Consider the following 26,544-nt stretch of genomic DNA (forward strand, 5'->3'; position numbering starts at 1 on the left):
GCCCGCTTCATCGAACCCATCCAAGCCATGGAGGCGCCCATGCTGGCGCAACGGACGAGCCTGTTCAAATCCTCGGGCACGGCGGCGGCCCGCGCGGCCGCCAAGGCCGCCGCCGATGCCGGCCGCGAGATCGTCGATCTCACCGCCGGCGAAATCTGGGCCGATCTCGCGCCGACGGTGCGCGACGGCGCGCTCGCCGCCATCCATCACGGCGTCAATCGCTACACCGACACGCTGGGGCTCGCCGACCTGCGCGAGGTGCTGGCGCGCAAGGTCTCGCGCGAGACCAACCAGCTCTGGCAGGCCGCCGAAATCGCAGTGACCGGCGGCGCCAAGCAGGCGCTGTTCAATGCCGCGATGGTGCTGATCGACCCGGGCGACGAGGTCATCATCCCGGCGCCCTATTGGACCACCTTTCCGGCGCAGGTTCTGGTCGCCGGCGGCGTGCCTGTGCATGTCGACACGCGCGACAACGGCCATGTCCCGACAATCGAGGCCATCGAACGGGCGCTGACGCCGCGCACCCGCGCGATCGTCATCAACACACCCGCCAATCCGAGCGGCGCTGTCTATGGCCGCGACATCTTGGGCGCCATTGCCGGGATCGCCCAGGCGCGAAATCTCTGGGTGATCTTCGACGAGTGCTACGGCGCGTTTGTCCATCCGCCGCACGCGCATCATGCCATCGTTTCGGTCGCACCCGAGGTCAGGTCGCGCACTGTCATCGTCAACGCCTTTTCGAAGACGCTCGCGCTCACCGGCTGGCGCATCGGCTACATGGCTGCGCCGAAGCCGGTGATCGAGGCGGTGAAGGCGCTGCAGTCGCACACCACGTCCAATCCGAACGTGATCGCGCAGCACGCTGTGCTGAACCACCTGCGATACGGCGACGGTGCCTACGAGGCGCGCCTCCGGCAGCAGCTGGCAACGGCGCGCCGGCAGGGCTTGAACATCCTCTCCGGGCTGACGGCGCTGCCGCAGCCCGACGCCCAGGGCGGGTTCTATTTCTATCTCGACCTGTCGGCGCTGCTGCAAGGCGGATCGGAGACCGCCGACGACGTGGTCAATGCGCTGCTGGCCGAGGCGGGCGTCGCGACGGTGTCCGGAACGGCCTTCGGCGATCCGACGGGCCTGCGCCTTTCCTACGGCCTGCCGGCGGACATGCTGGACAAGGGTCTGACACGCCTTGTCGAAACATTGAGCCGCTGGGGCACGCGTCCAGTGCGCACGGCCCGCATCGCTTGAAGGGGGAAAAGATGAGCAAGCCCGATATTCCGGCCGAAGCCGTCATCCTTGCTGCGGGAATGGGATCGCGTCTGAAGCCGCTCACCGATACCCGCCCGAAACCGCTCGTGGAGGTCAACGGCATCCCGATCATTCACAACGCACTCGAGCAGCTTGGCGCCGCCGGCGTGCGTCGTGCGACCATTGTGGTCGGCTATCGCAAGGACGCGATCGAATATGCCTGCGGCTCCACCTTTGCGGGGGTCGCTATTGACTACGTCGCTTCGACGGTCTTCGACCGCACAGGCAGCGCCTATTCGCTGTGGCTGGCGCGCAATGCGCTTCTGAGAGGCGATGTCCTCCTGCTGGAAGGCGACGTCTTTTTCGAAAGCGAGGTGCTGCAGAAAATGCTGCGCTCCGAGGCGGTGAACAGCGCTGCAGTCGCGCCGTTCACGGCCGAGATGGAGGGCTCGGCCGTCACCCTCGCCGATACCGGCCTCATCGTCGAGGTCCGAACGAGCCAGACGGCGGTCAGCCTCGCCACCAGCACAAGCCCGCTGTTCAAGACGATGAATCTGTTCCGGTTCGGTGCGGAGGCGCTCACCGGCCAGATCGTGCCGGCGCTGGATGAACTGGCGAGCGAGGGAGCCACCAAGGTCTATACCGAGCAATTGCTCGGTCAACTGATCGCCGACAGGGGACTGAAGGTCGCAGCCGTCAGGTGCGATGATTGCCGTTGGTACGAGATCGACAGTCAGGACGATTTGAGGATCGCCGAGGCGGTGTTTTCGTCGGGCCGGAAAGAGCCGCGGCGCGAACTCGTCGGTCCGTAATGGGCCAGGGGAACGAAAATGCTCCGCGAACTTATAGACCCAGCCAACATGGTGACCGCAGCAGGATTGCTTTTGTCGGTTGCCGCTATCCAGATCGCGACGCTAGGCCACCCCGAGATGGCGGTAGCGCTTGCTCTGTGGGCGCTTCTTGCGGACCATCTGGATGGCGTCGTCGCCAAGCGAACGCTTGGCCGCAGGCCGTTGACCGGCCAAGTAGGCAAGAGCTTGGACTCGCTCGCTGATCTGGTCAGCGCGGGGATTTTTCCCGGCGTGCTGCTGGTGAGCGTCAGTGCGGGTGCGTCTTGGGCAATTGCAGTTGCAATTGTTCTCGCCATCGCCAGTGCTCTGCGTCTGAGCTACTTCAATTCGGTGGGGCTGGAGGACGGCTATTTCGTCGGCGTCCCGACGACGTACGCGCTGCCGCTGGTCGCCGCTATATTCCTGCTGCGGCCGCTAGCTTCGACCCAGGCATTCGCAGCACTGCTTGCAATAGCGCTTCTTGGTGTTGCCGCGCTTCATGTCAGTGCACTTCGCGTTCCGGCAACGCGAGGCGCGATGTACGCCGTGGTCACATCCTACTGTGCCTTGGCGTCGGCCTTGCTCCTTTTGCGTTCGATGCAGGCATAGGATCTGGCTGACACTGCCACGACAACGGCGAACCGCCAGACGCTTTCTGTGATAGCCGATCCGGCTTCCGCGGGCGCCATGTCCCAGGCTCTTCTGTCGGCCTTGCTCTTCCAGAGATGTGGGGAGAACCATGACGGCGATTTTTGGCTCAATCGGTTTGTCGCCTAGTTCGCATCGCGAAATGGCAGAGCTTCTGAACCATCGCGGCCTTCACGTCGCGCTGGAGGCCGATGGCGGTGTTGAATTCGGCGGGCGGTACACCGAGAGATCCAATATTGCGCGAGGCGAAAACTGCCTCGTCGCGATCGGAGGAAACCCCTTCGAAGTCGCCGAAAGGAGCGAGCGGATATCGATCGAGGCGCAAGACCTGGCGGTGCGTTATAGAGCCGCCGGCGCGGGCGCTTTGCGTGAACTTAATGGCCATTTTGCCGTGGCCATTTGGGACCTGCGTCGAGAGCGACTTTTCCTCGGGCGCGATCCCTTCGGCGTCTGCCCGCTTTACGTAGCGCGCGGGCCCAACTGGCTCGCTTTTTCCACAGAATACAAGGCGCTTCTCTTGCTCGACGGTATAGATCTCACAATCGACAGAGATGCCGTCCAACGCTTCATGGCTTCAGGGTGGGCTCCACACGGGCGAACATTCTTTTCCGCGATTTCGCAGGTCCCCCCGGGCGGAGTGCTTGTTTCCACAGACGACGATGCGCGGATTGCTCGCATCGATGTCCGGCGTTCGTCTTACCAGATCCCTCGCGCGGACGTTCCGGTATCGGACGTTCGTGATCATGTCCTCCACGCGATCGAAGGCTATTCCCCTGATTGCGGCCGTCGATACGGCGTCATGCTGAGTAGCGGCATCGATTCCGCCATCATCACCGCAGCATTACGTCGGCGCGTCGTCGGAGATCTAAACACCTTCACCGTGGGCTACGGGCAAGATGATCCGGAAATCCTAGGCGCACGGCAAACCGCCATCGCGACGGGTACCAATCATCATGAGCTGATCGTCCGTCCGCACCAACTCTCGTCTCTTCTGCCGGAAACCATTCGGACAATGGAAGACCCCGGCGGATATGACGAGTTTCCATGCCTGTTCGCCCTGCATCGAAAGGCGAGAAATTTCGTCGACGTAATATTTTCGGGAAATGTATCGGACACGCTATTCGCGAGCATGTCCTGGCACCGCCGAATTTGGAATGAAAAGCATTGGCCCGGCGCCTATCTGCTATATCGGGAGTTCGATCAGGCTGAGGCTGAGGGGCGGCTTCCGCACGGTGCTATCGCTCGCCTTATTTGGCGTGCAACGCGAGGCGCCGCGTGGCCAGCCCCATGCTCTGTCATCGACGCCGCCCCTTTGCCCAGGAAGACCAGGTCTCGTCACAGCCCGTCGCCTTTGCTCGATGAGTTGAGATCGGTGTTGGAGCGTTTCGACGGGCGGATGGGCGCGCAAGAAATGCTAGCAGCGCGCTGGGGGCTTGATTTTCGCATGCCTTATGCGGAACGCGGGCTCATTGATCTCGCATTGCGCATTCCAGATCGGCAAAAAATGAACTCTCGTTCCGGCAAGTTGATTTTTCGGGAGGCGGCCAGGCAATTTCTCCCCCCGCATTTTTCCAGACGACCTAAGCGCATTCAGCATTTGAAATACGATGCGGAAATGGCCGATTGGATTCATTCTTGTCGTGAGACCGTCCTGTCGCAGGAGGTCGTGAGGTCGCGAAACCTCATCTCCTACGACAGCCTCGCGAGAGCCTTGGACGCACTTCGGACAACGCCGAATGAAGTCGCGTTCAAACGCGTTTGGAACGCCATCGCCCTGGAACACTGGGCCAGGATCTTTCTCGATTCGAAGCCCGGCTCGCAGCCTGCCTCGATCGGCCATGACATCGTTGTCTCGTGCCAGCAGGAAAGCACGTCATGATCAATAACTATTTTAAATATCTGGGGTCGTCGCCCGATCCTGCGGCGATCAAAAAGCGTCTTGGCTCCGAGCTCGACAAGTTGATGACGCTCGATGTCAATCTGGCCGGTCGGGCCGAACATCTCTATGCGCTTGCCGCAAGAGGCGCGTCTGGACCGCTGTCGACCGGGCTTGGTGAAAGGCTGCTGGATGTCGTTCGCCCGGCGGACGTGATTTGTTTGGTCACCGGCTGCTCTGTACGACCTCAGATCGACGTCGCGATCGGGGAACCGGACGGCCCGGCTGGGGTCGCGGCGCTTGCGCGGGCGCTTTATCTGACGCGCCAAGCTTTGAGCGTGGTTGTGACGTCTGAATGTCTACTTCCACAAGCTGCCGCAGCGCTGCGCGCCGCGGGAGCGACCTTGATTGGGCGCGACCGCATTGCCGACATGAGAAAGCGGCGTCCAAATCTGTTTGGCGCCGTGCTTGTGGGATATCCGGTCGATCAGGATGTCGATGGGGAGTTCGAAACACTTTTGAATGCGACCGACCCACGGGCTGTCATCGCTGTTGAACACTTTGGCTATGCGGCGGACGGCAAGGCGTATTTGACGGCAGGCCGAACAGTCGAAGGCGGACTTCTGCGCAGCGCTCCCCTGTTCGCCATGGCTGCTGAACGCTCGCTGTTGCGCGCTTGCTGTGTCGACAATCCGAATGAAGCCGGAACGGCTCGGTTGCACAGCTCGGCAGCGCGCCATCCCGCGATGGCCGATGACTTCGAACATGTCGTCGTTGCAGCCTCGGCGAATGCTGCGGCCTATGCGGTCGCCGCAGCCATTGCTGGCCTGGCGGGCGCACCAGACGCCGCATTCACGCGGGAGCTCGATGAGATGGTGGTCGCAGCCGTGCTTCGGAATGGAGCGATTGATCCGTTCAGCGGACTTTCCGATCCGGCGCTCGGCACGGATACAATGGAACGGCCCTATCACGGCTATGTCACCGATCTGATGGCGAGAACCGCAAGAGGCTATTGTATCGCAGCAGCGATGGTTCAGGAGAAAATTTGATATCTCAGTCTAGCCGTTGTAAGGTCTGCATCGAGTATTTTATAGCAATTTTGAAATCGTCGATGTCGCCTAAGAGTTTCTTTTGCCCGTAAATAACGTGAGTATTGTACTCACTCATTTTCAAAGTATGCAGAAACTCGCTCTGAACAGAAGCGCGCTAAAGTATAGTCGAGAGCAACTCCGAGGGCGCTGACTTTAACGCTACGCACCTCGAGGATCGGGCTGGTCCTCGACTGTTCGAGGTGGCGTGCCTCCTCAGGGGAGGGCAAGGCGGCCGAAATCTCGCAGCGAGCCCGCCGCACAGCGGTGAAACCGAATCGTGCGTACACCTCCGAAATGCAAGAAAAGCCACGAATTAATTGCGCCGCATCAGGAAAAAGATCGGCTCTGAGATGATGGTTCGTAACTGAGACGGCCATGCCGCTCGCTCTGCCGACAGTCTGAAATACGACCACCGGCGCGCCCGGCGCGATCTCAAGTTTGTCGGCGACGTCTGGCGACGCGGGGATCTCGACGCACTCCAGAATCGTGCTGCTGGCGAACAGATCATTGTCGCGCAAGTTCTCCCTGAACGTCGAGCGCTGGCCCAAGCCATAGAACACTTTGCGTTCAATGAATGCGCCTCGACCGTGCTCGATGCGCACGAGGCCCTTCAGCGCCAGCTCCGCCAAGGCGCGCCGTACGGTATTGCGCGTGACACCGAAGGTCGGCGCCAGGACATTCTCGCCGGGCAGCCGTTCGCCGATCTTGAGATCGCCTCGTTCGATCCGGCTCAGAAGCGCAAGCTCGATCTGCCGCCACAGAGGGATGGCGGGTGGGCGGTCGAGGGAAGAATAGCCGGCCATCTATTTTGCCTCCAAATCCGTCATGCGCACGACATGCAGCCATGACACTCGTAGCGCCGCTGACTTGTTTAAACAAGTAGCGTCGCCGACCCCCCGGTTTCCTGTTCGAGGAAGGCTCTGACATGCGGCCATCACGGCGAGATTGCATTCGCGCGCTCGGGTCCTTAGCCGGAGTGATGGCGACAGCTTACCCCGGGGCTGGGCAGGCTGCGGCAGGCACATTGACGGTTGCCGTGCAGGACAACCCGCCGCTGCTTGATCCCTTGCGGTTGACGACAAATGTCGCCTTCAGGGTGGCGGAGAATATTTACGACAACCTCATTCGCGTCGACCACAGCACGGGCCGGTTGAGCCCGGCACTGGCGACAGCGTGGCGGCAGATAGGTCCCACCGTTTGGGAGATCAATCTGCGCTCCGGCGTCCGGTTTCATGATGGTGGGGAGATGACGGCAGAGGATGTTGCCTTTTCGTTTGGGCCCCAGCGCATGCGAACTGCGGGCCTGCCCAGTCAAGGAGTTTCGCATCAATTTTTCAGCACCATCGAAGCTGCAGAGCCGATCTCGCGACATACTCTGCGCATCATATTGACAGCAGCGGATCCACTTTTCGAGCATCGGCTAGCGGGTTGGGGCGCGCAGATCATCTCCAAGGCGGCGTTCCAGCGCAGCGGAGATTGGGATCGCTGGGGGCTGATGCCCGTTGCGACCGGGCCTTATCGTGTGGAGGCTGTGAGGACCGGCGAATTCATTCGTCTTGTCGCCCATGACGATTATTGGGGAGGACGTCCGCCGTACAGATCGATCACCTTTCGCGTCCTGCCGGAGGGGGCAGCCCGGCTGAGCGCTCTCGCGGCCGGCGACATTGATATCATGACAGAAGTTGCGCCCGATCAGATCGCTGAGATTCGATCGGTAGCCGGCCTCGATGTGGTCGGTGGCGCCATCAACAATATCAGGGTTCTGAACTTTGGCACTCTCGCCGGCCCGCTGGTCGATGTCCGATTACGACGGGCTCTGAGTCTTGCGATTGACCGTGATTTATTGGTGCAGTCCTTGCTCGGAGGACTCGTTCAGATACCAGGGGGCTATCAGTGGCCAGCCTATGGCGACATGTTCGTTGCCGACTTTCCTCGGCCGCGGCACGATCCGGCGATGGCCCGGCAGCTGCTTCAGCAGCTCGGATATGATGGCGGACCTATCGAATATAGAGTTATGCCGGCTTATTACACTGCCGAGCTGTCGACAGCCCTAGTGCTTCAGCAAATGTGGGCTGACGTCGGCCTCAACGTGAATTTGAAGGTCGTCGAGAACTGGCAGAACGTATTTTCTCAACCCAACAATGCGATATTCAACGGATCGATCAATATGGTCTATCCGGACGCGATGGGCTCTCTGTTTCTTCTCTATGGCAAACACGGCTTCATCCGTCATCAGGCCAGAAGCTGGAAGAGTGATCGGTTCGACGCCATCTGTGATGCGCTGCTGCGGACCACAGTGCTCGCTGAGCGATCCGCACTTCACCGCCAAATACTCCAGCTCTTTGCGGAGGAAGATCCTCCGGGAATGGTCCTGCATGAGACGGGCATGTTCTACGGTGTGCGCAAGGATAGCGGCTGGCAGCCGCAGCGTTCCCCAGCAATGAACTTCGGACCATTCAATCCAGGCCTGCGCAACATTTGAGCGTGCCGGACCGGGCGCGATTCATAGCAATACTCACATGGAAGCCTGAACATGATCATCGCCCACCTCAGTGATCTCCACATTCGCCCGCAGGATGCGCCGCGGGCGTTCGGACGTATCGACACGAACGAGCATGCGCGGCGCGCCTTCAGAAAGGTGATGAGCCACGACCCTCGGCCCGACATGCTGATTATCACAGGCGATCTGACTGACTGCGGCCGGATCGAAGAATATGAAATCCTGCGCGAGATGCTGAAGGAAATTGCGGTTCCCGTTCATCTGATTGTCGGAAACCACGACATTAGGGAGAATTTTCGTCAGGTTTTTCCGCAGCATTCCTGTTCGGCGGACATAGGTCCCTTTGTCCAGTTTGCGCATGAGCATGCCCCCCTTCGCGTGATCGGGCTGGACACGGTCATTGCCGGAGAAGGCCGGGGCGGTCTCTGTTCGCAACGGCTGCATTGGCTGCGAGCGCAGCTGCAGCGGTCTCCGAAAATGCCGACGCTTCTGGCCATGCACCATGGCCCTTTCCAGGTCGGCAATGCGTTTCTCGACAGTGTCCGGCTTGTCGAAGGCGCGCGTGAGCTCAAGGCAATCGTTAAGGCCAATCCGCAAATCGTACGGGTCCTCTGCGGCCATCACCACCGCAGCATCGATTGCGTTTGGAGTGGCGTGCTCACCTCGGTCGGGCCGGCAATCGCCAATGCCCTGCATTTCGAGCTCGGTCCAAGCCGTTCAGTTCGAGCCATTGCCGAGCCGCCGGCTTTCAAAATGCACGTTTGGTTGCCGGACGAGGGGCTGGTTTCGCATACCGTTTTTCTCGGTGATTTCGGCGGGCCGTTCGAGGCTGTTCCAGACCCTGCTTATCCGGCTATGCAATCGTTCATGCAGCTCATCCAGTAGGTACGGCGCCGGCGCATTTGGCCAGCGATAAGTTGCCCTGCACTCGTCCAATGAGGCGACACGACAGGTGAAACATACGATGGGGCGGCGGCTGAAGTCGGCGCCCCGCTAAGGGCGCGCGGCTTGGGATGGCCCCCGACGATGCACCGCGTTCAACCAAAGCCGGGACGCCAGAACATGACCGCAAAGGCGATCACATTGTGGGCGGGACTTCTCGCCATCATTTCCGCGAGGCAGTCGCTTGCGGTCGAGCTTCCAGGTGCGCTGACGCCAGCACGGTATCTGCGTATCTGCGACGGTTATGGGGCCGGGTTCTTGGCCATCCCCGGGGCGGATAGCTGCCTGCGCATAGGCGGTTTTGCGCGAACAGACTTCATCATCAATTCAAGCCCCGGAAATCGGGCTAACAACAATCCTGCAATTCCGGGCAATCAGATCCTTGGCAATTCCTACTACGACCAGTTTTCGTCAACCTCGGCACGGCTGACGCTTAATGTCGATGTTCGCTCCAACGCCGAATACGGTCTCTTGCGCGCCTTCGCGCAATTTTCAGCCTATCGCGGCGCCTGGTCCGGCAGCGTCCATTCCCAGGCTATGACCAATTCAGGTGCCGGGCAGTCACCGCGCGCTTCCGCTATCAATATCGAGCGCGCTTTGATCCAGCTCGGCGGCCTGACAGCCGGCTTTTCCGCATCATTCTTCAATTTCTATCAAGGCGACCTGCAGTTCTCCGGGAACTTCGCCGCCACTGCTCGCTCGACAACGGTGCTTGCCTATACCGCGTCGCTGGGTTCCGGCCTGTCCGCCGCAGTCGCGCTGGAAGATAGCATGTATCGTCGCTATACCAACGGCGATACTTGGTATGGCACGGCCACGCCAGTCGGCTCCTTGATGACCTCGACATTACAGCGCCCCCTGTCCGGGCTGGGCGGCCTGACATATGCGGGCCAGTTGCTCCCGGACATTGTCGCCAGTTTGCGCATCGACCAGAACTGGGGGAGCAGTCAGGTTATGGGAGCGCTGCACCAGCTTCGGGACTTTGGCTATGCCGGTATCGTCAATGTCCCAACTGCTCGGGCGGCGGATCGGATCGGCTGGGCCATCGGAGTCGGGTTGCGGCTGAATCTCGATATGATCGGCAGGGGAGACGTGCTCTGGATACAGGGTACTTACGCTGACGGCGCGCTCGACTATGCCTTCGGTGTTGCCAATCAGGGAGGGGACCGCGACGGCATTTTTGGAGCGGCGACATTGGGAGCGGTCAACGGACTGACCTCGCTGTTGCGTGACGGCATCGTCAATACGGCACTCGCCAAACCTCGCATCGAGACGAGCAAGGCTTGGTCCCTCGCAGCTGGCTTCCGCCATTTCTGGACACCGGCCATACGATCTGCGGTGTTCGGTTCCTATAGCGGGATCGACCAACCGGCCGCGAGCCCCAGTCTCAACGATGCCCGATACTGGACGGTCGGAACGAATGTCATTTGGTCGCCTGTGCGCAATCTCGATCTCGGTATCGAGGTTGTCTACCACGACGTCAGCGCGCGGACGCAAACCGGTGCACTGCCGCTTGTCAATCCAAGTCGCACCTATCGGGGACAGGAGGGGGTCTGGGTTGGCACTCTGCGCGTGCAGCGCAATTTCTAGCCGAGCTTGGCAAATATCCGCTCACCCAACCTCGGGCCCCCTGCCTCTCACACCGCGCAATAGCGCTCCTGGATCGCCTTGTCGGCGAGCAGGGCGGCGGCGCTGCTCATATGCACCACTTCGCCCTGGTCGATGATGACGGCGCGGCTCGCGAGGTTCAATGCCCATTCGACGTTCTGCTCGACCAGCAGCAGCGTGATGCCCTGGTCGCGCAGGCGGCGGAACAGCACGCCCATCTCCTCCACCAGCACCGGCATGATGCCTTCGGAGGGTTCGTCCAGGAGGATCATCTTCGGCTTGGCGATCAGCGCGCGGGCGATCGCCAGCATCTGCTGCTCGCCGCCGGACAGCGTCACGCCCTGCTGGCCGAGCCGCTCCTTCAGGCGCGGGAAGCTGACCGCGATCTCGTCGATGGCGCGGTTGATGTCGGCGCGCGAGGCGCCCGCGCCCCGGCTGGCCACGAGGCCGAGCTCGAGGTTCTCGCGCACCGAGAGTCCGGGCACGATGCGCCGCTCCTCGGGCACATAGGCAAGGCCGAGGTGGAAGCGCCGGTGGGCGGCCAGCGCGCCGAGATCGCGGCCGTCGAAACGGATCGTGCCGGTCGTCCTCGGCATCAGGCCCATGACCGCCCGCATGGTGCTGGTCTTGCCGGCGCCGTTGCGGCCGACCAGCGCGACGATCTCGCCGGCGGCGACGGCGAGCGAGACGCCGTGCAGCACGTGGCTTGCGCCGTACCAGGCGTTCAGTCCCTCGATCTCAAGCATAGCCATCGTTTTGTCCGAGATAGACGCGCCTGACCTCGGCATCGGCCTGGATCTCGGCGGGCGTGCCATCGGCGATCAGCCGGCCGTGGTGCAGCACCAGGATGCGGTCGCTGAGGCCGAGGATCATCTTCATCTTGTGCTCGACGAGCAGGATGGTGCGCTCGCGCGCCAGCCGCTCGATCAGCGCCACCATGCCGCGCGTCTCCTCCGGCCCCATGCCGGCGGTCGGCTCGTCGAGCAGCAGAAGGGCCGGGTCGGCGACGAGGGCGATGGCGATCTCCAGCGCCCGCTGCTCGCCATGGGCGAGGAACTTGGCGGTCGCGCCGCCGCGGGCGGCGAGGCCGACCGCCTCGAGCGCGGTCGCCGCGCGTTCGTCGAGCTCGGTCAGCCGGGCGCGGCGGGTCAGGATGTCGTAGCGCGAGCGGAAGGCCTGGGCCGCCACCCGGACATTCTCGTGCGCCGTCAGCTCGGGAAAGATGTTGGTGATCTGGTAGGACCTGGAAATGCCGAGATGGGCAAAGCGGTGCTGCGGCGTGCCGGCAAGGTCCCGGCCGCGGAAGCGCACGGTGCCGGAGGTCGGCGCGATGACGCCCGAGAGCACGTTGAAGAAGGTGCTCTTGCCCGCGCCGTTCGGGCCGATCACCGCCGTCACCTTGTTGGCCGCGAAGGCGGTGGTGACGCCTTCGAGCGCGACGAAGCCGCCGAAGCGCCGGCCGACATTGTCGCAGGCGAGCAGGGGCGCGCTCATCGGTTCGCCCTCAGGCCGAGAACGGTGCCCCAGATGCCCTTCGGCAGGAACAGCACGCAGAGGATGAACATGGTGCCGACGATGATCTGCCAGTGCGAGGTCCAGAGCGAGGCGACGTCCTCGACGAGCAGGAAGACCAGCGCGCCGACGAAGGGCCCGAAGAAGCTTCCAGCCCCGCCGAGCAGGGTCATCATCACCGCGAGGCCGGAGGTGTTGTAGTGCAGCGTGTCGAGCGGCACGATGGCGAGGTGCAGCGCCGACAGCGTGCCGGCGAGCCCGCAGATCAGGCCCGACAGCACGAAGGCGATCAGCTTGGTGCGCTCGACGTCGTAGCCGCAGGCGCGCGCCCTGACCTCGTTCTCCCGGATCGCTTCGATCACCGCCCCGAAGGGCGAGTTGAGGATGCGCGAGACGAGCCAGAGCGCCGCCGCCGCGAACACCATGATGACGTAATATTTGTTGACGGGATCGATGACGTCGATCGACAGGCCGGCGAGATCGAGCCGGCCGACGGTGAAGCCGCGCAGGCCGTTCTCGCCGCCGGTCCAGCCATAGGCCTGCAGCGCGGCGTAGTAGACGAGCTGCGACAGGGCGAGCGTCACCATCGAGAAATAGATGCCGCGGGTGCGGATCGACAGGGCGCCGATGACGGCCGCGAGCAGTCCCGCGCCGATGACGCCGCAGGCGACCGCCGCGTGCCAGGGCAGGCCGAAATGGGCGATCGCGATGCCGGTCGCATAGGCACCGGCGCCGAAGAAGGCGGCATGGCCGAAGGAGAGGAGGCCGGTATAGCCGAACAGAAGGTTGTAGCCGACCGCGTAGATCCCATAGATCAGCACGTTCACCGCCAGCGCCTTGGACGGCAGGATCCACGGCAGGAGGCAGAGCGCGGCAAGGCAGAGCGGCACGCGCCAGCGCGACAGGATGGCGGCGGGGGCGGCCGGCGCGGCGCCGGGCGCGGCAAGGGCGGATGGCTGCGTCATGCCCCGCCTCCCGCCTTGCCGAACAGGCCCTGCGGCCTGACCAGCAGCACGAGCGCCATCAGCGCGAACATCACGATGGTCGCCATTTCGGGTGCGAACAGCGCGGTCAGGCTGACCGCGACGCCGACCATCAGGCCGGCGACCACGGCGCCGACAAGCGAGCCGAGGCCACCGATGACGGTGACGACGAAGGCCTCGGCCAGCACCAAGGTGCCCATTTCCGGATTGACGTTGCGCATCGGCGCGGCGAGCACGCCGCCGAGCGCGGTGAGCCCGACGCCGAGGCCGAAGACGATGAACCAGAGCCGGCCGATATCGACGCCGAGCACGCGCATGATCAGGGGATCGCGGGCGCCGGCGCGCACGATCAGCCCGAAGCGCGTGCGCTCGAGGCCGAGCCACAGCGCGACGAGCACCAGCGCCACCACGGCGACGACGAACAGCCGGTAGATCGGGAAGAAGCCGATGCCGAGATCGACGACGCCCTGCAGCGCCTCCGGCGTCGCGAACGGAATGCCGTCCGAGCCGAAGACGATGCGCACGGCTTCGACCAGCACATAGCCGAGGCCGAAAGTGAGCAGCAGCGGATCGTCGGCCGAGCGCTTGTAGAGCGGGCGGATCAGCACCCGCTCGATGACGATGCCGAAGAGGCCGATGGCGACCGGCGCGACGACGAGCGCCCACCAGAAGCTGCCGGTCAGCGACGCCACCCACAGGCCCGCATAGGCGCCCACCATGAACAGCGCGCCATGGGCGAAGTTGACGATGCCGAGCATGCCGAACACGATGGTCAGGCCCAGCGCGACCATGATCAGGATCGCGCCGAGCGCCAGCCCGGCGACGATCTGCATGGCGATGAGTTCGACGTCCATCGGCGCGTCTCCGGCGTCGTCGCCCGCTCAGGCCGGGAAGCCGAGCTCGGCGCAGCTGCGCAGGGCGGCCTCCGAGCCGGGCTCCTCGGCGAGCACGGTGAACAGGTCCGTGTCGCCCTGCATGTCCGCCTTCTTCTTCGATTCCAGCACCAGCACCGACTGCACCGACTGGTGGTCGCAGGTCCGGTAGCTCTGCGGCCCCTTGGCAATGTCGTATTTCAGCGCTTCGAGCGCGGTGACGACCTTGTCCGTATCGGTGCCGCCGGCCGCCTGCATGGCGAGCAGCAGCGAATAGACGCCGGTGAAGCCATAGGCGCCGTAGTCGGTCGGCACCGCTCCGGCATGGGCCGCACGGAAGGCGTCGTTGAAGGCCTTGGCCGAGGCGATGGTGCGCTCCAGGCCCCAATAGTAGTTGGCGCCGCCGACGACGCCGGCAAAGGCGTCCGGCCCGATGGCGAGGCGCTGGTTGTGCAGCAGCACCGGCACCACGATCTTCATCTGCTGCTTCATGCCGAAATCGACCGCCTGCTTGATCGCATTGGCCTGGTCGCGGCCGAAATTGCAGATGCAGAGAATGTCCGGCCGCATGGCACGCAGGCGCGGCATGAAGGTGGAATAGTCGGCCGCGCCGAACGGGTGCAGGATCTCGCCGACGCCCTGGGCGCCGATCGCTGCCTGCGCCCGCTTGAAGCCGCGCAGCATTTCGTGGCCATAGGCATAGTCGGCGACGAGATAGGCGACCTTCGCCCCGGCCTTGAACGTGTGCTTGGCCACCGCCGCCGTGGTCATGTGCGGGTTCAGCGCCTCGTGGAAGGTGAAGCGGCTGAAGTCCTTGGCCTCGTTGATCGTGTCGGACTGGCTGATCGAGACATAGATCACGCCGCGGGCGCGGGTGACCTCGTTGACCGCGAGCTGCACCGCGCTCGACAGCGCGCCGACGATGGCATGGGCCTTGTCCTTCTCGATCAGCTCCAGCGTGCGGGTCGCCGCCTCGCCGGCATTCAGCTTGTCGTCGCGCACGAGCAGCTCGACCTTGCGGCCGGCGACCCCGCCCTTGTCGTTGATCAGCTTCACGGCGAGCTCGGCGCTGCGCACCTGGTCGCGCGCCTCGGCCGCGAAGGGCCCGGTCAGCGGCGTCGGAAAGCCGATGCGGATCGTTTCGCCCTGCGCGCGGGCGATCCAGGGCGTCGCGATGAGACCGGCGCCGATGCCGGCCATGGCGGCGCGGCGCGACGGCCGAGGGGTGAAGGTTCCCGTGCTGCGGCTCATGCTCTTGTCCTCCCGGAAGGTCTTGTTCTGCTTGGCTTCAGGCTCACACGCGCTTCAGCGCCGTGAGGATGCGATGCGGCGTCATGGGGATCTCGGCGATGGTCGCGCCGAAGGGCAGAAGCGCGTCGTTGACGGCGTTGAGGGCGGCGGCCGAGGCGGCGGCGGTGCCGGCTTCGCCGCAGCCCTTGGCGCCGAGCTCGGTGTCGCGCGTCGGTGTCTCGACATGGCCGATGACGATGTCGGGCATCTCGCAGGCCATGGGCACGAGATAGTCGGCGAGCGAGCCGTTGGTCAGCTGGCCGTTGTCGTCGTAGAGGCATTCCTCGAACAGCGCCGCGCCGAGGCCCTGGACCACGCCGCCGCGCACCTGCTCGTCGACCAGCAGGGGGTTGATGATCGTGCCGCAGTCCTCGACCACCCAGTGCTTCAAGAGCCTGACGAAGCCGGTCTCGACGTCGACCTCGACATGGCAGCCCTGGATGCCGTTGGTGAAGGCGAAGGGATAGCCCTCCGGCGCGAAGTGATGGGCGACGGTGAGCTGGGCCTGCGCGCCCGGCGGCAGGATGTCCGAGCGGAAATAGGCGATGCGGGCGATCTCGGCGAGGTCGAGGCGGGCGGTGCCGCCGTTTCGCTCCACCACCGCGCCGTCGACGAGGTCGAGCGCCTCGGCGCGCGTCTGCAGGATGGCTGCGGCAATGCCGAGCACGTTGCGCTTCAGGGCCTTCGCCGCCTGGAAGGCGGTCTCGCCGCCGATGCCGGCGCCGCGGCAGGCCCAGGTGGCGCCGCCATGCGGCGTCACGTCGGTATCGCCGGTGATGACCTTGACCCGCTCGCGGTCGACGCCGAGCTTTTCGGCGACGATCTGGCCGATGATCGTCTCGGTGCCCTGGCCCTGCTCGGTCACCGAGATCAGGCATTGCACCTCGCCCGACGGCGTCAGCTTCACCACCGCGCCGTCCTGGGCCGAGATATGGGCGCCGCCGATGCCGTAGAAGGCCGGGCTCGGATTGGTGATCTCGACGAAGGTCGCGATGCCGATGCCGCGATGGATGCCGCGGGCGCGCGCCTCGGCCTGGTCGCGGCGCAGGCCCTCGTAGTCCATCAGCGTCTTCAGGCGGGCAAGGCAGGTCTCGTGCGACAGCTTCTCGAAGCGGTAGCCGGAGGCCGAGCTCGCCGGATAGGCGTCGTCGGCGATGAGGTTCTTCGCCCGCATGGCGAAGGGGTCGAGGCCGAGCCTCGCCGCGGCAAGGTCGACGAGCCGCTCGGTGACCGCGCAGGCGATGGGATGGCCGACCGCGCGGTACTGGCTGGTCTGGACCTTGTTCTGGAAGATGACCGAGAGCCCCGCCCGGTAGTGATCGAAGCGATAGGGCGCGCCGATCAGCCGGATCACCTGGTTGCCTTCGACGGCGCTGGTGCGCGGATAGGTCGAGAAGGCCCCGACCGCGGTGACGTCGTCGACATCGATCGCCAGGATCCGCCCTTCGGCATCGGTCGCAAGCCGCGCCTTCACCTGGTGATCGCGGGCATGGATGTCGGAGACGAAAGCCTCGGTGCGGTCGGCGACATAGCGCACCGGCCGGCCGATGAGGATGCTCAGGGCCACCACCGCCATGTCCTCGTGATAGACATGCAGCTTCATGCCGAACGAGCCGCCGATATCGGGCGCGATCACCCTGACGCGCGCTTCCGGCAGGTTGAAATGGCGGCTGTAGAGCGTCTGGAACTGATAGGGCGTCTGGGTCGCGTGATGCACGGTGAGCTGCCGCTCGCCCGGATCGAAGTCGGCGAGGATCGCGCGCGGCTCCAGCGTCACCGCCGTGTGCCGGCCGAAGCGCAGGTCGGCCTCCACCACGTGGGCGGCCGCGGCGAAGGCCTCGTCCACCGCGCCGGTGTCGATGAGCGAACGGAAGCAGAGATTATCGTCCAGCCCGGCGCTCGCCGTGGCGGCATCGGGCGAGCGCGCCGCGTCGACATCGGCGACGACGGCAAGCTCCTCATAGTCGACCGCCACGGCCTCGGCGGCATCCTCCGCCTCGGCGCGCGTGTCGGCGACGATCGCCACCACCGCCTGGCCGGCCCAGACCACCTCGTCGAGCGGCAGGGGCCATTGCGGCGTCGACTTCATGCCCTTGAAGTGATCGAGCGTACCGGTCCAGGGCGTTACGATGCGGGCGAGGTCGGCGCCGGTCGCGACCAGCCGTACGCCGGGCATGGCGGCGGCGGCGCTCGTGTCGATGCCGGCGATGCGGGCATGGGCATAGGGACTGCGCACGAAGGCGGCATGGAGCATGCGCGGCAGGACGATGTCGCCGACGAAGCGGCCGCGGCCATTGAGCAGGCGCATGGCGTTCGGCCGGCTGACGGCGCGGCCGATATAGGAATTGGGCCGGTCGAGGGAGCGGGGTGTGGTCATCGGTCGGCCTCGCCCGCCGCCGCGCGCGCCGCGGCCGTCGCCGCGATGGCGTCGACGATCGCCTCGTAGCCGGTACATCGGCAATAGTTGCCGGAGAGCGCGTCGCGGATCTCTTCCCGGCTCGGCACGCCGCCACGGGCGAGAATGGCATGAGCCGTCGCCAGCATGCCGGGTGTGCAGTAGCCGCACTGCAGCGCGTTGCGGTCGCGGAAGGCCGCCTTCAGGTCGGCCAGCGCGTCGCGCGCGGCAAGGCCCTCGACCGTCTCGATGCGTGCGCCCTCGGCCTGGACGGCGAACATCAGGCAGGCATGGACGGGCTGGTCGTCGACCAGGACGAGGCAGGCGCCGCAGGCCCCCATCTCGCAGCCGACATGGCTGCCGGTGAGCTGAAGGTCCTGGCGCAGGAAGTCGACGAGGCTCAGACGCGGCTCGACGAGGCGCTGATGGCTTTCGCCGTTGACGGTCACCGTGATCGCCTGCCGCGTGCTCATGCCGTCTCCCGGATGCGGCCGGCGAGGCGGCCGAGCAGGACCCGCGCGAGGTGCCGGCGCGTCGCCGCGGGCATATGGGCTTCGTCCGGCGGGTCGAGGTCGTCGTCGAGCGCGGCCTGCGCGCGGGTGATCGCGGCCGCGTCCAGCGCCGTGCCGGCCAGCGCCGTCTCGGCGGCGCGGGCGCGCAGCGGCGTCGCCGCCACCGACAGGAAGGCGATGCGAACCTCTGCGACGGTGCCGCCCGCGCACCGGGCCCGGATGCCGGCGCCGACCAGCGCGTAGTCGCCGCGCCGGCGCGCCAGCTCGCCGAAAGCGAAGCGTTCGTCCGGACGGGCGACGGGCAGGAGCGCGGCGGTGACGAGCTCGCCCGGGGCGAGCGCGGTCTGGTAGAGGTCGAGGAAGAAATCGTCCGCCGCGACCTGCCGGACGCCGTCGGGCCCGGCGATCTCGATCGTGGCGCCGGCCGCGAGCATCATGGCTGGCAGTTCCGCGGCCGGATCGGCGAGCGCCAGGCTGCCGCCGATCGTGCCCCTGTTGCGGATCGCGGGATGGGCGATGTGCGGCGCCGCTTCGGCGAGCAGCGGTGCGTGCCGGGCAATCAGCGGGTTGTCGATCAGCTCGGCATGGCGGGTCAGTGCGCCGATGCGCAGGGTTTCGCCCTCGAGGTCGATGCCGGCGAGGGCCGCGATATGGGCGATGTCGATGAGCCTGTCGGGCGCCTGCAGCCGGAGCGCCAGGGCCGGCACCAGGCTTTGGCCGCCGGCAATATAGCTCGCATCGCCCGCCGCGCCGGCAAAGGCGTCGAGCGCCTCGGCGACGGTGGTCGGGCGGAGATAGGCGAAGGCGCGCGCTTTCATCGGGGCGCGTTCTCCAGGCTGCGTGTCCTCGGGGGTGGTTTTTATTTGTGACCACTTGGTCACAAAGATGGGCACGACTTCGCGGCCGTGTCAAGGAAATGACCAAGTGGTCACTTCCGTCTTGGCAGCGGTGCCGCGCCGTGATCAAAGAGGCGCTGTCCGCAGGCTCCGGGCCGGCCCGATTCCTGCGGACACTCCCTTCAGGTCCCGATTGGAGCCCTGGAATTGACCGCTCCCGACATGTCAGCCGCCAAGGCCGAGCCCGGCGGCCAATCCAAGCCGCGCCGGCGCAACATGCGGGCGGCCGACCGCGAGCAGCTGATCGTCGACGAGGCGGTGCGCTTTTTTGCCGCGCATGGCTTCGAGGGCCAGACGCGCGAGCTCGCCAAGCGCATGGGCATTACCCATTCGGCCATCTATCGGCATTTCCCCAGCAAGGAGGCGCTGATCGAGCGGGTCTACGAGCAGGTCTATCTCAGCCGCTGGAAACCGTCCTGGGCCGGCCTCGTCACCGACCGCTCACGGCCGCTCGCCGACCGGCTCACCCAGTTCTACCTCGAATATGTCGAGCGGGTCTTCGACCACGACTGGGTGCGGATCTTCGTCTTTTCCGGCTTGAAATCGTTCGACATCACCAACCGCTACCTGCGCCTGGTCGGCGAGCGGATCATCGCGCCGGCTGCCGCCGAGCTGCGCCACGATCTCGGCCTGCCGCCCGCCGCCGGCGCTTTGGCGGAGCGCGAGCACGAGCTGTTCTGGGGCCTGCACGGCCGGATCTTCTACATCGCCATCCGCCGTTTCGTGTACGGCACGCCGACACCCGACGATCTCGAGGTGATCGTGCGCGATGCGGTGGAGGCCTTCTTTTCCGGCGCGCCGGCGGTGGTTGGCCGGCTCGCCCGCTCCTGAGGCCGGCGCGTCCGGTCTTGCCCGTCCAAGGTCTCGCAAAATTGGCCTGACCACCTGGCCATTTGACAATTGAAGGCTGGGCGCTAGCTTGACCGGTCTCATCCCGGGGATCAGCCGTGTCGCCGTTCCAGGCCGTCGATCAGGACCGTCTCTACGAGCGCGTCGCGCGCCAGGTCGCCGATCTCGTCGCGCGTGGCGATCTGAGGCCCGGCGAGCGGCTGCCGGCCGAACGCGAACTCGCCCGCATGCTGGGGGTGAGCCGTCCGACGGTGCGCGAGGCCATGATCGCGCTGGAAATTGCCGGACTCGTCGAGATCCGCACCGGTTCCGGCATCACGGTGAGCGAGGCGCCGCCGTCGCGCGTGGTCGCCTTCGATGCCGGCCCGAGCCCGCATGAGCTGATCGCTGCGCGCCTTCTGATCGAGCCGGAAATTGCTGGCCATGCCGCGGCCGCGGCGACGCCGGCCGACATTTCCGGGCTTCGGGCGCTGATCGAAGCGCTCCAGGCGAGCCCGGATCATCGCGCCAGCCAGACCGTCGACCGCGCCTTCCACGTCGCCATCGCCAGGGCCTGCGGCAACAGCGTGCTGATCGCCATCGTCGAGGGCCTGTGGGACCGCATGTTCTCGCCGCTGTTCGAGCTCGTCTCGACGCGCACCGGCCTGCCGGAGAACCGGCGCATGACGCTGACCGATCACCGGGCGATCGTCGCCGCGCTCGCCGCGCGCGACGGCGCGGCGGCCCGCGCCGCGATGGCAGCCCATCTCAGCCATGTCCAGACGATCATCGTCGGGCCGAACGAACCCTCCGAGGAGGTCGCATGACGCCGAAGACCCTGCCGCGGCGGCTGCCGCCGGCCGACAGCCGCATCTGCGCGCCGGATCGCCTTCTGCCGGCCGATCCCGCCGCGCGGGCGATCGCCCGCCGGCTCTATGAGGGCGTCGCGACCTTGCCGATCATTTCGCCCCATGGCCACACCGATCCGCGCTGGTACGCCGAGGACCAGCCCTTCGCCGATCCTGCCAGGCTTTTCGTCGTGCCCGACCACTATGTCTTCCGCATGCTCTATTCGCAGGGCGTGCCGATGGAGGCGCTCGGCATCCCCGCCAGGGACGGCACGCCGGTCGAGACCGATCCACGCAGGATCTGGCGGCTCTTCGCGGCGAACTACCACCTGTTCCGGGCGACCCCGACCCGGCTCTGGCTCGATCACGCCCTCGCCGCCCTGTTCGGTCTCGACGAGCGCCTGTCGGCAGCCAATGCCGACGCGACCTACGACCTGATCGCCGAGGCGCTCGCCGAGCCCGCCTACCGGCCGCGGGCGCTCTACAGGACCTTCGACATCGAGGTCATCGCCACCACCGAGGGCGCGCTCGACGACCTCGCCTGGCACGCCCGCATCGCCGCCTCAGGCTGGGACGGGCGGGTGGTCACCACCTATCGCCCCGACGCCGTGGTCGATCCCGACTTCGAGGGCTTTCGGGACAATCTCAGGAGGCTCGGCGAGATCACCGGCGAGGATACCGCGACCTGGACCGGCTATCTGGCGGCGCACCGCAAGCGCCGGGCCTTCTTCAAGAGCCACGGCGCGACCGCCTCCGATCACGGCCATCCGACGGCGCGCACCGCCGATCTCGGCCCGGTCGAGGTCGAGCGGCTGTTCCAGCGCATCGTCTCCGGCGAGGCCGGGCCCGAGGAGGCCGACCTGTTCCGCGGCCAGATGCTCACCGAGATGGCGCGGATGAGCCTCGACGACGGCCTTGTGCTGCAGATCCATCCGGGCTCCCGGCGCAATCACAATGCCGGGATCTTCGCGCGCTTCGGCCGCGACATGGGCGCCGACATTCCCGGCCCGACGGATTACGTCGCCGCGCTGAAGCCCCTGCTCGACGCCTTCGGCAACGAACCGAACCTGACCATCATCCTGTTCACCCTGGACGAGACGGCCTATGCGCGCGAGCTGAGCCCGCTGGCCGGCCACTATCCGGCGTTGCGCCTCGGCCCGCCCTGGTGGTTCTACGATTCGGTCGACGGCATGAAGCGCTTCAAGGACCAGGTGATCGAAACCGCCGGCTTCTACAACACCGTCGGCTTCAACGACGACACCCGCGCCTTCCCGTCCATTCCGGCCCGCCACGACGTCGCCCGCCGGGTCGACTGCGCCCATCTGGCCGAGCTCGTGGTCGCCGGCCGGCTCGATCCGGACGAGGCTGAAGAGCTCGCCCACGACCTCGCCTATGGCCTTGCCAAGAAGGCCTACCGGCTGTGACGCGCCTCGCCAATGCGACGCTCGGCAGCTTGCCGCCCGCCGTCGCCCGCCCGGCCTATGACCGCGCCGCGGTCACGACCGGCATCGTCCATCTCGGCATCGGCGCCTTCCACCGCGCCCACCAGGCGGTGGTGATCGACGACCGCCTCGCTGCCGGCGAGACGACCTGGGGCATTGTCGGCGCCTCGCTCCGCGCGCCGGACACGCGCGACGCGCTGAAAAGCCAGGACGGGCTCTATGCGCTCGCCGTGCGGTCGGCTGCGCCGACACGTCTGCGCGTCATCGGCGCCGTGTCCAAGGTGCTGGTCGCGCCGGAGGACCCGGAACGCCTCCTCGCCCGGCTCGCCGACCCGGCCGTGCGCATCGTTTCGCTGACCGTCACCGAAAAGGGCTATTGCCACGACCCGGCGACCGGTGGCCTCGCCGAGGATCATCCCGATATCAGGCACGATCTCGGCGACGTGCTGCCGCGCTCGGCGCCGGGCTTCCTCGTCGCCGCGCTCGATCGGCGCCGCCGCGCCGGCCATCCGCCCTTCACCGTCCTCTCCTGCGACAACCTGCCGGCGAACGGGGCGACCGTGAAGCGGGTGCTCGCCCGCTTCGCCGCCCTGCGCGATGCCGAGCTCGGCCGCTGGGTGGCGGGCGAACTCGCCTGTCCCTCGACCATGGTCGACCGCATCGTGCCGGCGACGACGGAAGCCGACCGCGCCGAGGTCGATGCCGCGCTCGGCGTCACCGATGCCTGGCCGGTCGTCGCCGAGCCGTTCTGGCAATGGGTGGTCGAGGACCATTTTCCCACCGGCCGTCCGGACCTCGCCGCGAGTGGCGTCGAGATGGTCGGCGACGTTGCGCCCTTCGAGCTGATGAAGCTGCGCCTGCTCAACGGCGCGCATTCGACGCTCGCCTATCTGGGGTTCCTAGCCGGCTATGAAACGGTGGCCGAAGCCATTGCCGATCCGGCCCTTGCGGCGGTCGTGACGCGCCTGATGGACGAGGCGACGCCGACGCTCAGGCCACTCCCCGGCTTCGACATCGAGAGCTACAAGCGCGACCTCAAGATCCGCTTCGCCAATCCGGCGCTGCGCCACCGCACCTGGCAGATCGCCATGGACGGTTCGCAGAAACTGCCGCAGCGGCTGATCTCGCCGGCCCGCGATCGGCTGGCTGAGGGACGCGGCATCGGCGTCATGGCGCTCGGCATTGCCGGCTGGATGCGCTACGTCACCGCGGTCGACGAAAAGGGGGCGGCGATCGATCTGCGCGATCCCCTGGGCGACCGCCTGAAGGCGATCGCCGCGGCAGCAGGGCCGGTCGCCGAGCGGTTGGCGCCGGCGCTGCTGGCGATGCCGGACATCTTCGGCGCCGACATGGCCGCCGATCCACGCTTCGCAGGCCCGGTCACCCGCGCGCTCGCCAGCCTGTTCGCCGTCGGCGCGCGCGAGACCGCCGCGCGGGCCGCGCGCGGCGAGCTCTCGCTTGAGGCGTAGCTGAGCCGTTTTGCGGCACGGCTAGCCTCAATGCAGGGCGATCGACCTGTGGCACACGTTCGCGGCGGCGATCCCTTGTGGTCGTCCTGGAACAAAGTCCCGTGACCGGATCGCCGTGCTGATTACTTCTTCATCGAGATCGTTGCGTTTGATGTCGAAGAGCACGCAGCGGTAAGACCAAAGGGCTTAGCGGCTGCCAATCAGATGGAGGCAGGATTTCCCGCCCTTCAGGGCGGCAACCGACAGCTTGCGATCAAAGGTCGCCAACTGCCCGCCATGGGCTTTGGCGAGCGCGAGCAGATAGGTATCGGTCACCTGCAACGAGGTGAGGATCTTGGCAGGATCGATGTCGGCCGAGCCGGCGAGGCTCAAATCGTCGGACCAGAAGTGATGGCCAGGCAGCGCTCGCAACCGGGCAACGATATCGATGACAACCGACGGGGCGCCCGGCGAGTTCGGATATTTTGGATTGCCGACGATCCGTACAACACCATTTTCCGTCATGGGGCAGGTGGCCCACGCGGTTGCTCCCGTGGCGGCGAACCAGGCATGCGCCGCATCGTGAGCGACGTGGCCTGGATCGATCAGCGCGATGAGGACGTTGACGTCGAGCAGGAATGTCACGGCAGCTCGTCGCGCAGCCCGTTGACGATATCGAGCGTCACCGGCGGGCCATCGGGGCGAGGTGACAGCAGAGGAATGCCATTGCGTTCCCCGCCTTTCTGCGGTCGCTGCAGGGAACGTCTGGCAAGCGCGGAAATGATCTCTCCGACACTCCGGTCTTGCTGCCGCGCCATGGCTTTGGCTGCCATCAGGACATCATCGTCGATTGCCAGGGTCGTTCGCATGGCAGGGGCTCCTGCGCATCAATCATCACGCATCATATAGAATGTCGTCGTGACGGCCTCAAGGCGAGGGTTGTTCACGCGCCCGCGTCGAGACGTGGTTGATTGCCATGCGCGTCGTGTTGCGAGCTGCGCGAAGCGCAACCGTCACAGACAGCGCATGGCATCACGGTTGGCCGTGGTTCGAGGCCTGCGCCAGGGCGCGGGCTCCTCACCATGAGGATTGGGGGGCTGTAGCAAGGTTGCTCGTGATGCTCTCAGCGTCGCGCTTCAGGAGCGCCCGCCATGCCATGCACTTTCTTGCCTCGTGATGAAGTGGGAGCCGAAGGCGACCCTCGAACCACGACCGGCCTGCATGCAGGACCATTGCGGGAAACCAATTGCTCCGCGCGGCAGTCCCTTGCCGGTCCCTCAGAACGAGGTTCGCGAGCGGATCGCCGCGGTGATCGTGCCCTCGTCGAGATAGTCGAGTTCGCCGCCGACCGGAACGCCGTGGGCGAGGCGGGTCACCTTGACGTCGTCCTGCGCCAGCAGGTCGGTGACGTAATGGGCCGTCGTCTGGCCGTCGACGGTCGCGTTGATCGCCAGGATCACCTCGCGCACGCCGCCCGAGCGCACGCGGTTGATCAGGCCTTCAATGTTCAGATCCTGGGGGCCGACGCCATCGAGCGGCGACAGCGTGCCGCCGAGCACGTGATAGCGCGCATTGATCGCGCTGGCGCGTTCCAGCGCCCAGAGGTCGGAGACGTCCTCGACCACCACGATGACCGAGCCATCGCGGCGCGGGTCGGAGCAGACCGTGCACGGGTCGGACGTGTCGACATTGCCGCAGGTCGAGCAGATGACGATCTTCGCCAGCGCCTCCTCGAGCGCCGCGGTCAGCGGCTGCATCAGGCTCTCGCGCTTCTTGACGAGGTGCAGCGCGGCGCGCCGCGCCGAGCGCGGCCCGAGCCCGGGCAGCTTGGCGAGCAGCTGGATCAGCCGTTCGATTTCGGGGCCGGCGACGCGTCTTTGCATGGAGGGCTGCTATCGGGCCGGCCGGTCTCAGAACGGCAGCTTCATGCCGGGCGGCAGCGGCAGTCCGCCGGTCACCGCCTTCATGCGCTCGGCCATCACCACCTCGGCCTTCTTGCGGGCGTCGGCATGGGCGGCGACGATGAGGTCCTCGACGATCTCCTTCTCGTCGGCCTTCAGGAGCGAGGCGTCGATGGCGACGCCGCGCATGTCGCCCTTGGCGGTCAACGTCACCTTGACCATGCCGCCGCCGGCCGTGCCTTCCACCTCGGTGCGCTCCATGTCGGCCTGCGCTTCCTGCAGCTTGGCCTGCATGGCCTGCGCCTGCTTCATCAGGCCCATGATGTCCTTCATGGCGTGATCCTCGGGTTCTTCAGAAGTCGTCGTCCCAGGGAGCTACGGGCTCCCAGTTGTCGTCATCGTCGTCACGCTCGACCGGCGCGGCCACCGCATCGCTGCCGGCCGGCTCGCTCAGGGGCCGGACCGATATGATCTCGGCGCCCGGAAAGCGCTCCATCAGCGCCTGGATGGTCGGATGCGCGCGCACGCCGCGCTCGCGGTCGGCCTGCGCCGCCTCCTGCTGCTCGCGGATGGTCGGCTCGCCCTCCTCCGAGGTGACGGTGACCATCCAGCGCTTGCCGGTCCAGTCGGAGAGCTTCTTCTGCAGGTCGCCGGCAAGGGTCGGCGCGGCCATGCGGGTGAGGCGAATGTCGAGGCGGCCGTCCTCGCAGCGCACCAGGTGCACGTCGCGCTCGAGCGCCGTCTTGAGGCGGATGTCGCGCTTCTCGCTGGCATGGGCGACGATCGCCGCGAAGGAGCCGAGGACGAGGCCGGGCTGGGCCTCGCGGCCGGGCGCCGGCGCCTGCATGACGACCGGTGCGCCGTTCGGCACGGCAAC

The 26,544-nt window shown here is 66.0% G+C and carries 25 protein-coding genes and 1 pseudogene; 12 read left to right on the plus strand and 14 right to left on the minus strand.

Annotated features, from left to right (window positions below):
* Positions 1–39: 39 nt before the first annotated feature.
* From OZ671_RS21825 to OZ671_RS21845, 5 genes are all read left to right on the plus strand, one after another.
* Positions 40–1,245 (plus strand): aminotransferase class I/II-fold pyridoxal phosphate-dependent enzyme, encoded by a 1,206-nt coding sequence (locus OZ671_RS21825; protein ID WP_268862669.1) that lies wholly within the window; start codon positions 40–42, stop codon positions 1,243–1,245.
* A gap of 11 nt (positions 1,246–1,256) precedes the next feature.
* Complete coding sequence (locus OZ671_RS21830; protein ID WP_268862670.1) at positions 1,257–2,057, plus strand: phosphocholine cytidylyltransferase family protein; 801 nt, start codon at positions 1,257–1,259, stop codon at positions 2,055–2,057.
* 18 nt (positions 2,058–2,075) lie between these two features.
* Positions 2,076–2,684, plus strand: coding sequence for a CDP-alcohol phosphatidyltransferase family protein (locus OZ671_RS21835; RefSeq protein WP_268862671.1), 609 nt, complete (start codon positions 2,076–2,078; stop codon positions 2,682–2,684).
* A 130-nt stretch (positions 2,685–2,814) separates the two neighbouring features.
* Positions 2,815–4,602 (plus strand): asparagine synthase, encoded by a 1,788-nt coding sequence (locus tag OZ671_RS21840; RefSeq protein WP_268862672.1) that lies wholly within the window; start codon positions 2,815–2,817, stop codon positions 4,600–4,602.
* Positions 4,599–5,648, plus strand: coding sequence for a glutamate cyclase domain-containing protein (locus OZ671_RS21845; RefSeq protein WP_268862673.1), 1,050 nt, complete (start codon positions 4,599–4,601; stop codon positions 5,646–5,648). Before OZ671_RS21840 ends, OZ671_RS21845 begins: the two co-directional genes overlap by 4 nt.
* Before the next feature lie 110 nt (positions 5,649–5,758).
* Here the strand turns inward: OZ671_RS21845 and phnF are convergent, their stop codons facing one another.
* The gene (phnF, locus tag OZ671_RS21850; RefSeq protein ID WP_268862674.1) at positions 5,759–6,493 is read right to left on the minus strand and encodes a phosphonate metabolism transcriptional regulator PhnF; all 735 of its coding nucleotides are present in this window, start codon (positions 6,491–6,493) and stop codon (positions 5,759–5,761) included.
* Between the two features lie 176 nt (positions 6,494–6,669).
* Between phnF and OZ671_RS21855 the strand changes: the two genes are divergently transcribed.
* The 3 genes from OZ671_RS21855 to OZ671_RS21865 all read left to right on the plus strand — a co-directional run bounded on the left by OZ671_RS21855 (position 6,670) and on the right by OZ671_RS21865 (position 10,722).
* Entirely contained in the window at positions 6,670–8,172 is a 1,503-nt protein-coding gene (locus OZ671_RS21855) for an ABC transporter substrate-binding protein (RefSeq protein ID WP_268862675.1), read from the plus strand.
* Positions 8,173–8,223: 51 nt separating this feature from the next.
* The gene (locus tag OZ671_RS21860; RefSeq protein WP_268862676.1) at positions 8,224–9,075 is read left to right on the plus strand and encodes a phosphodiesterase; all 852 of its coding nucleotides are present in this window, start codon (positions 8,224–8,226) and stop codon (positions 9,073–9,075) included.
* 177 nt (positions 9,076–9,252) lie between these two features.
* Positions 9,253–10,722, plus strand: coding sequence for a porin (locus OZ671_RS21865; RefSeq protein WP_268862677.1), 1,470 nt, complete (start codon positions 9,253–9,255; stop codon positions 10,720–10,722).
* Positions 10,723–10,769: 47 nt separating this feature from the next.
* On the opposite strand, the gene OZ671_RS21870 is transcribed toward OZ671_RS21865, so the two are convergent.
* From OZ671_RS21870 to OZ671_RS21905, 8 genes are read right to left on the minus strand one after another with little or no spacing between them, the layout of a single operon-like run.
* Positions 10,770–11,486, minus strand: a complete 717-nt coding sequence (locus OZ671_RS21870; RefSeq protein ID WP_268862694.1) for an ABC transporter ATP-binding protein — start codon at positions 11,484–11,486, stop codon at positions 10,770–10,772.
* Positions 11,479–12,234: an ABC transporter ATP-binding protein gene (locus OZ671_RS21875; protein ID WP_268862678.1), complete on the minus strand. Its 756-nt coding sequence runs from the start codon at positions 12,232–12,234 to the stop codon at positions 11,479–11,481. The genes OZ671_RS21870 and OZ671_RS21875 overlap by 8 nt, the downstream gene beginning before the upstream one ends.
* Complete coding sequence (locus tag OZ671_RS21880; RefSeq protein ID WP_268862679.1) at positions 12,231–13,217, minus strand: branched-chain amino acid ABC transporter permease; 987 nt, start codon at positions 13,215–13,217, stop codon at positions 12,231–12,233. Before OZ671_RS21880 ends, OZ671_RS21875 begins: the two co-directional genes overlap by 4 nt.
* Entirely contained in the window at positions 13,214–14,089 is an 876-nt protein-coding gene (locus OZ671_RS21885; protein ID WP_268862680.1) for a branched-chain amino acid ABC transporter permease, read from the minus strand. The genes OZ671_RS21880 and OZ671_RS21885 overlap by 4 nt, the downstream gene beginning before the upstream one ends.
* A 27-nt stretch (positions 14,090–14,116) precedes the next feature.
* Positions 14,117–15,358 (minus strand): ABC transporter substrate-binding protein, encoded by a 1,242-nt coding sequence (locus tag OZ671_RS21890; RefSeq protein ID WP_268862681.1) that lies wholly within the window; start codon positions 15,356–15,358, stop codon positions 14,117–14,119.
* A 43-nt stretch (positions 15,359–15,401) separates the two neighbouring features.
* Positions 15,402–17,774, minus strand: coding sequence for a xanthine dehydrogenase family protein molybdopterin-binding subunit (locus OZ671_RS21895; protein WP_268862682.1), 2,373 nt, complete (start codon positions 17,772–17,774; stop codon positions 15,402–15,404).
* Positions 17,771–18,265 (minus strand): (2Fe-2S)-binding protein, encoded by a 495-nt coding sequence (locus OZ671_RS21900; protein WP_268862683.1) that lies wholly within the window; start codon positions 18,263–18,265, stop codon positions 17,771–17,773. The genes OZ671_RS21895 and OZ671_RS21900 overlap by 4 nt, the downstream gene beginning before the upstream one ends.
* The gene (locus OZ671_RS21905) at positions 18,262–19,122 is read right to left on the minus strand and encodes an FAD binding domain-containing protein (protein ID WP_268862684.1); all 861 of its coding nucleotides are present in this window, start codon (positions 19,120–19,122) and stop codon (positions 18,262–18,264) included. The genes OZ671_RS21900 and OZ671_RS21905 overlap by 4 nt, the downstream gene beginning before the upstream one ends.
* 294 nt (positions 19,123–19,416) lie before the next feature.
* Between OZ671_RS21905 and OZ671_RS21910 the strand changes: the two genes are divergently transcribed.
* The 4 genes from OZ671_RS21910 to OZ671_RS21925 all read left to right on the plus strand — a co-directional run bounded on the left by OZ671_RS21910 (position 19,417) and on the right by OZ671_RS21925 (position 23,787).
* A complete protein-coding gene (locus OZ671_RS21910; RefSeq protein ID WP_268862695.1) occupies positions 19,417–20,031 on the plus strand; it encodes a TetR/AcrR family transcriptional regulator in 615 nt (204 codons plus the stop codon).
* A gap of 116 nt (positions 20,032–20,147) precedes the next feature.
* Positions 20,148–20,855, plus strand: a complete 708-nt coding sequence (locus OZ671_RS21915) for a FadR/GntR family transcriptional regulator (RefSeq protein ID WP_268862685.1) — start codon at positions 20,148–20,150, stop codon at positions 20,853–20,855.
* Positions 20,852–22,300, plus strand: a complete 1,449-nt coding sequence (uxaC, locus tag OZ671_RS21920) for a glucuronate isomerase (protein ID WP_268862686.1) — start codon at positions 20,852–20,854, stop codon at positions 22,298–22,300. The genes OZ671_RS21915 and uxaC overlap by 4 nt, the downstream gene beginning before the upstream one ends.
* Complete coding sequence (locus tag OZ671_RS21925; RefSeq protein ID WP_268862687.1) at positions 22,297–23,787, plus strand: mannitol dehydrogenase family protein; 1,491 nt, start codon at positions 22,297–22,299, stop codon at positions 23,785–23,787. Before uxaC ends, OZ671_RS21925 begins: the two co-directional genes overlap by 4 nt.
* A gap of 186 nt (positions 23,788–23,973) precedes the next feature.
* Here the strand turns inward: OZ671_RS21925 and OZ671_RS21930 are convergent, their stop codons facing one another.
* The 5 genes and pseudogenes from OZ671_RS21930 to OZ671_RS21950 all read right to left on the minus strand — a co-directional run.
* Positions 23,974–24,411, minus strand: a complete 438-nt coding sequence (locus tag OZ671_RS21930) for a TA system VapC family ribonuclease toxin (protein ID WP_268862688.1) — start codon at positions 24,409–24,411, stop codon at positions 23,974–23,976.
* Entirely contained in the window at positions 24,408–24,635 is a 228-nt protein-coding gene (locus OZ671_RS21935; RefSeq protein WP_268862689.1) for a CopG family transcriptional regulator, read from the minus strand. The genes OZ671_RS21930 and OZ671_RS21935 overlap by 4 nt, the downstream gene beginning before the upstream one ends.
* Before the next feature lie 408 nt (positions 24,636–25,043).
* A complete protein-coding gene (gene recR, locus OZ671_RS21940) occupies positions 25,044–25,649 on the minus strand; it encodes a recombination mediator RecR (protein WP_038305272.1) in 606 nt (201 codons plus the stop codon).
* A gap of 27 nt (positions 25,650–25,676) precedes the next feature.
* Positions 25,677–26,000 (minus strand): YbaB/EbfC family nucleoid-associated protein, encoded by a 324-nt coding sequence (locus tag OZ671_RS21945; protein ID WP_038305271.1) that lies wholly within the window; start codon positions 25,998–26,000, stop codon positions 25,677–25,679.
* Positions 26,001–26,019: 19 nt separating this feature from the next.
* Positions 26,020–26,544 (minus strand): annotated as a pseudogene (locus tag OZ671_RS21950) (DNA polymerase III subunit gamma/tau); the annotation flags it as partial.

Source organism: Phreatobacter sp. AB_2022a, from assembly GCF_026847585.1.
In the GTDB taxonomy this organism is placed as follows: Bacteria; Pseudomonadota; Alphaproteobacteria; order Rhizobiales; family Phreatobacteraceae; genus Phreatobacter.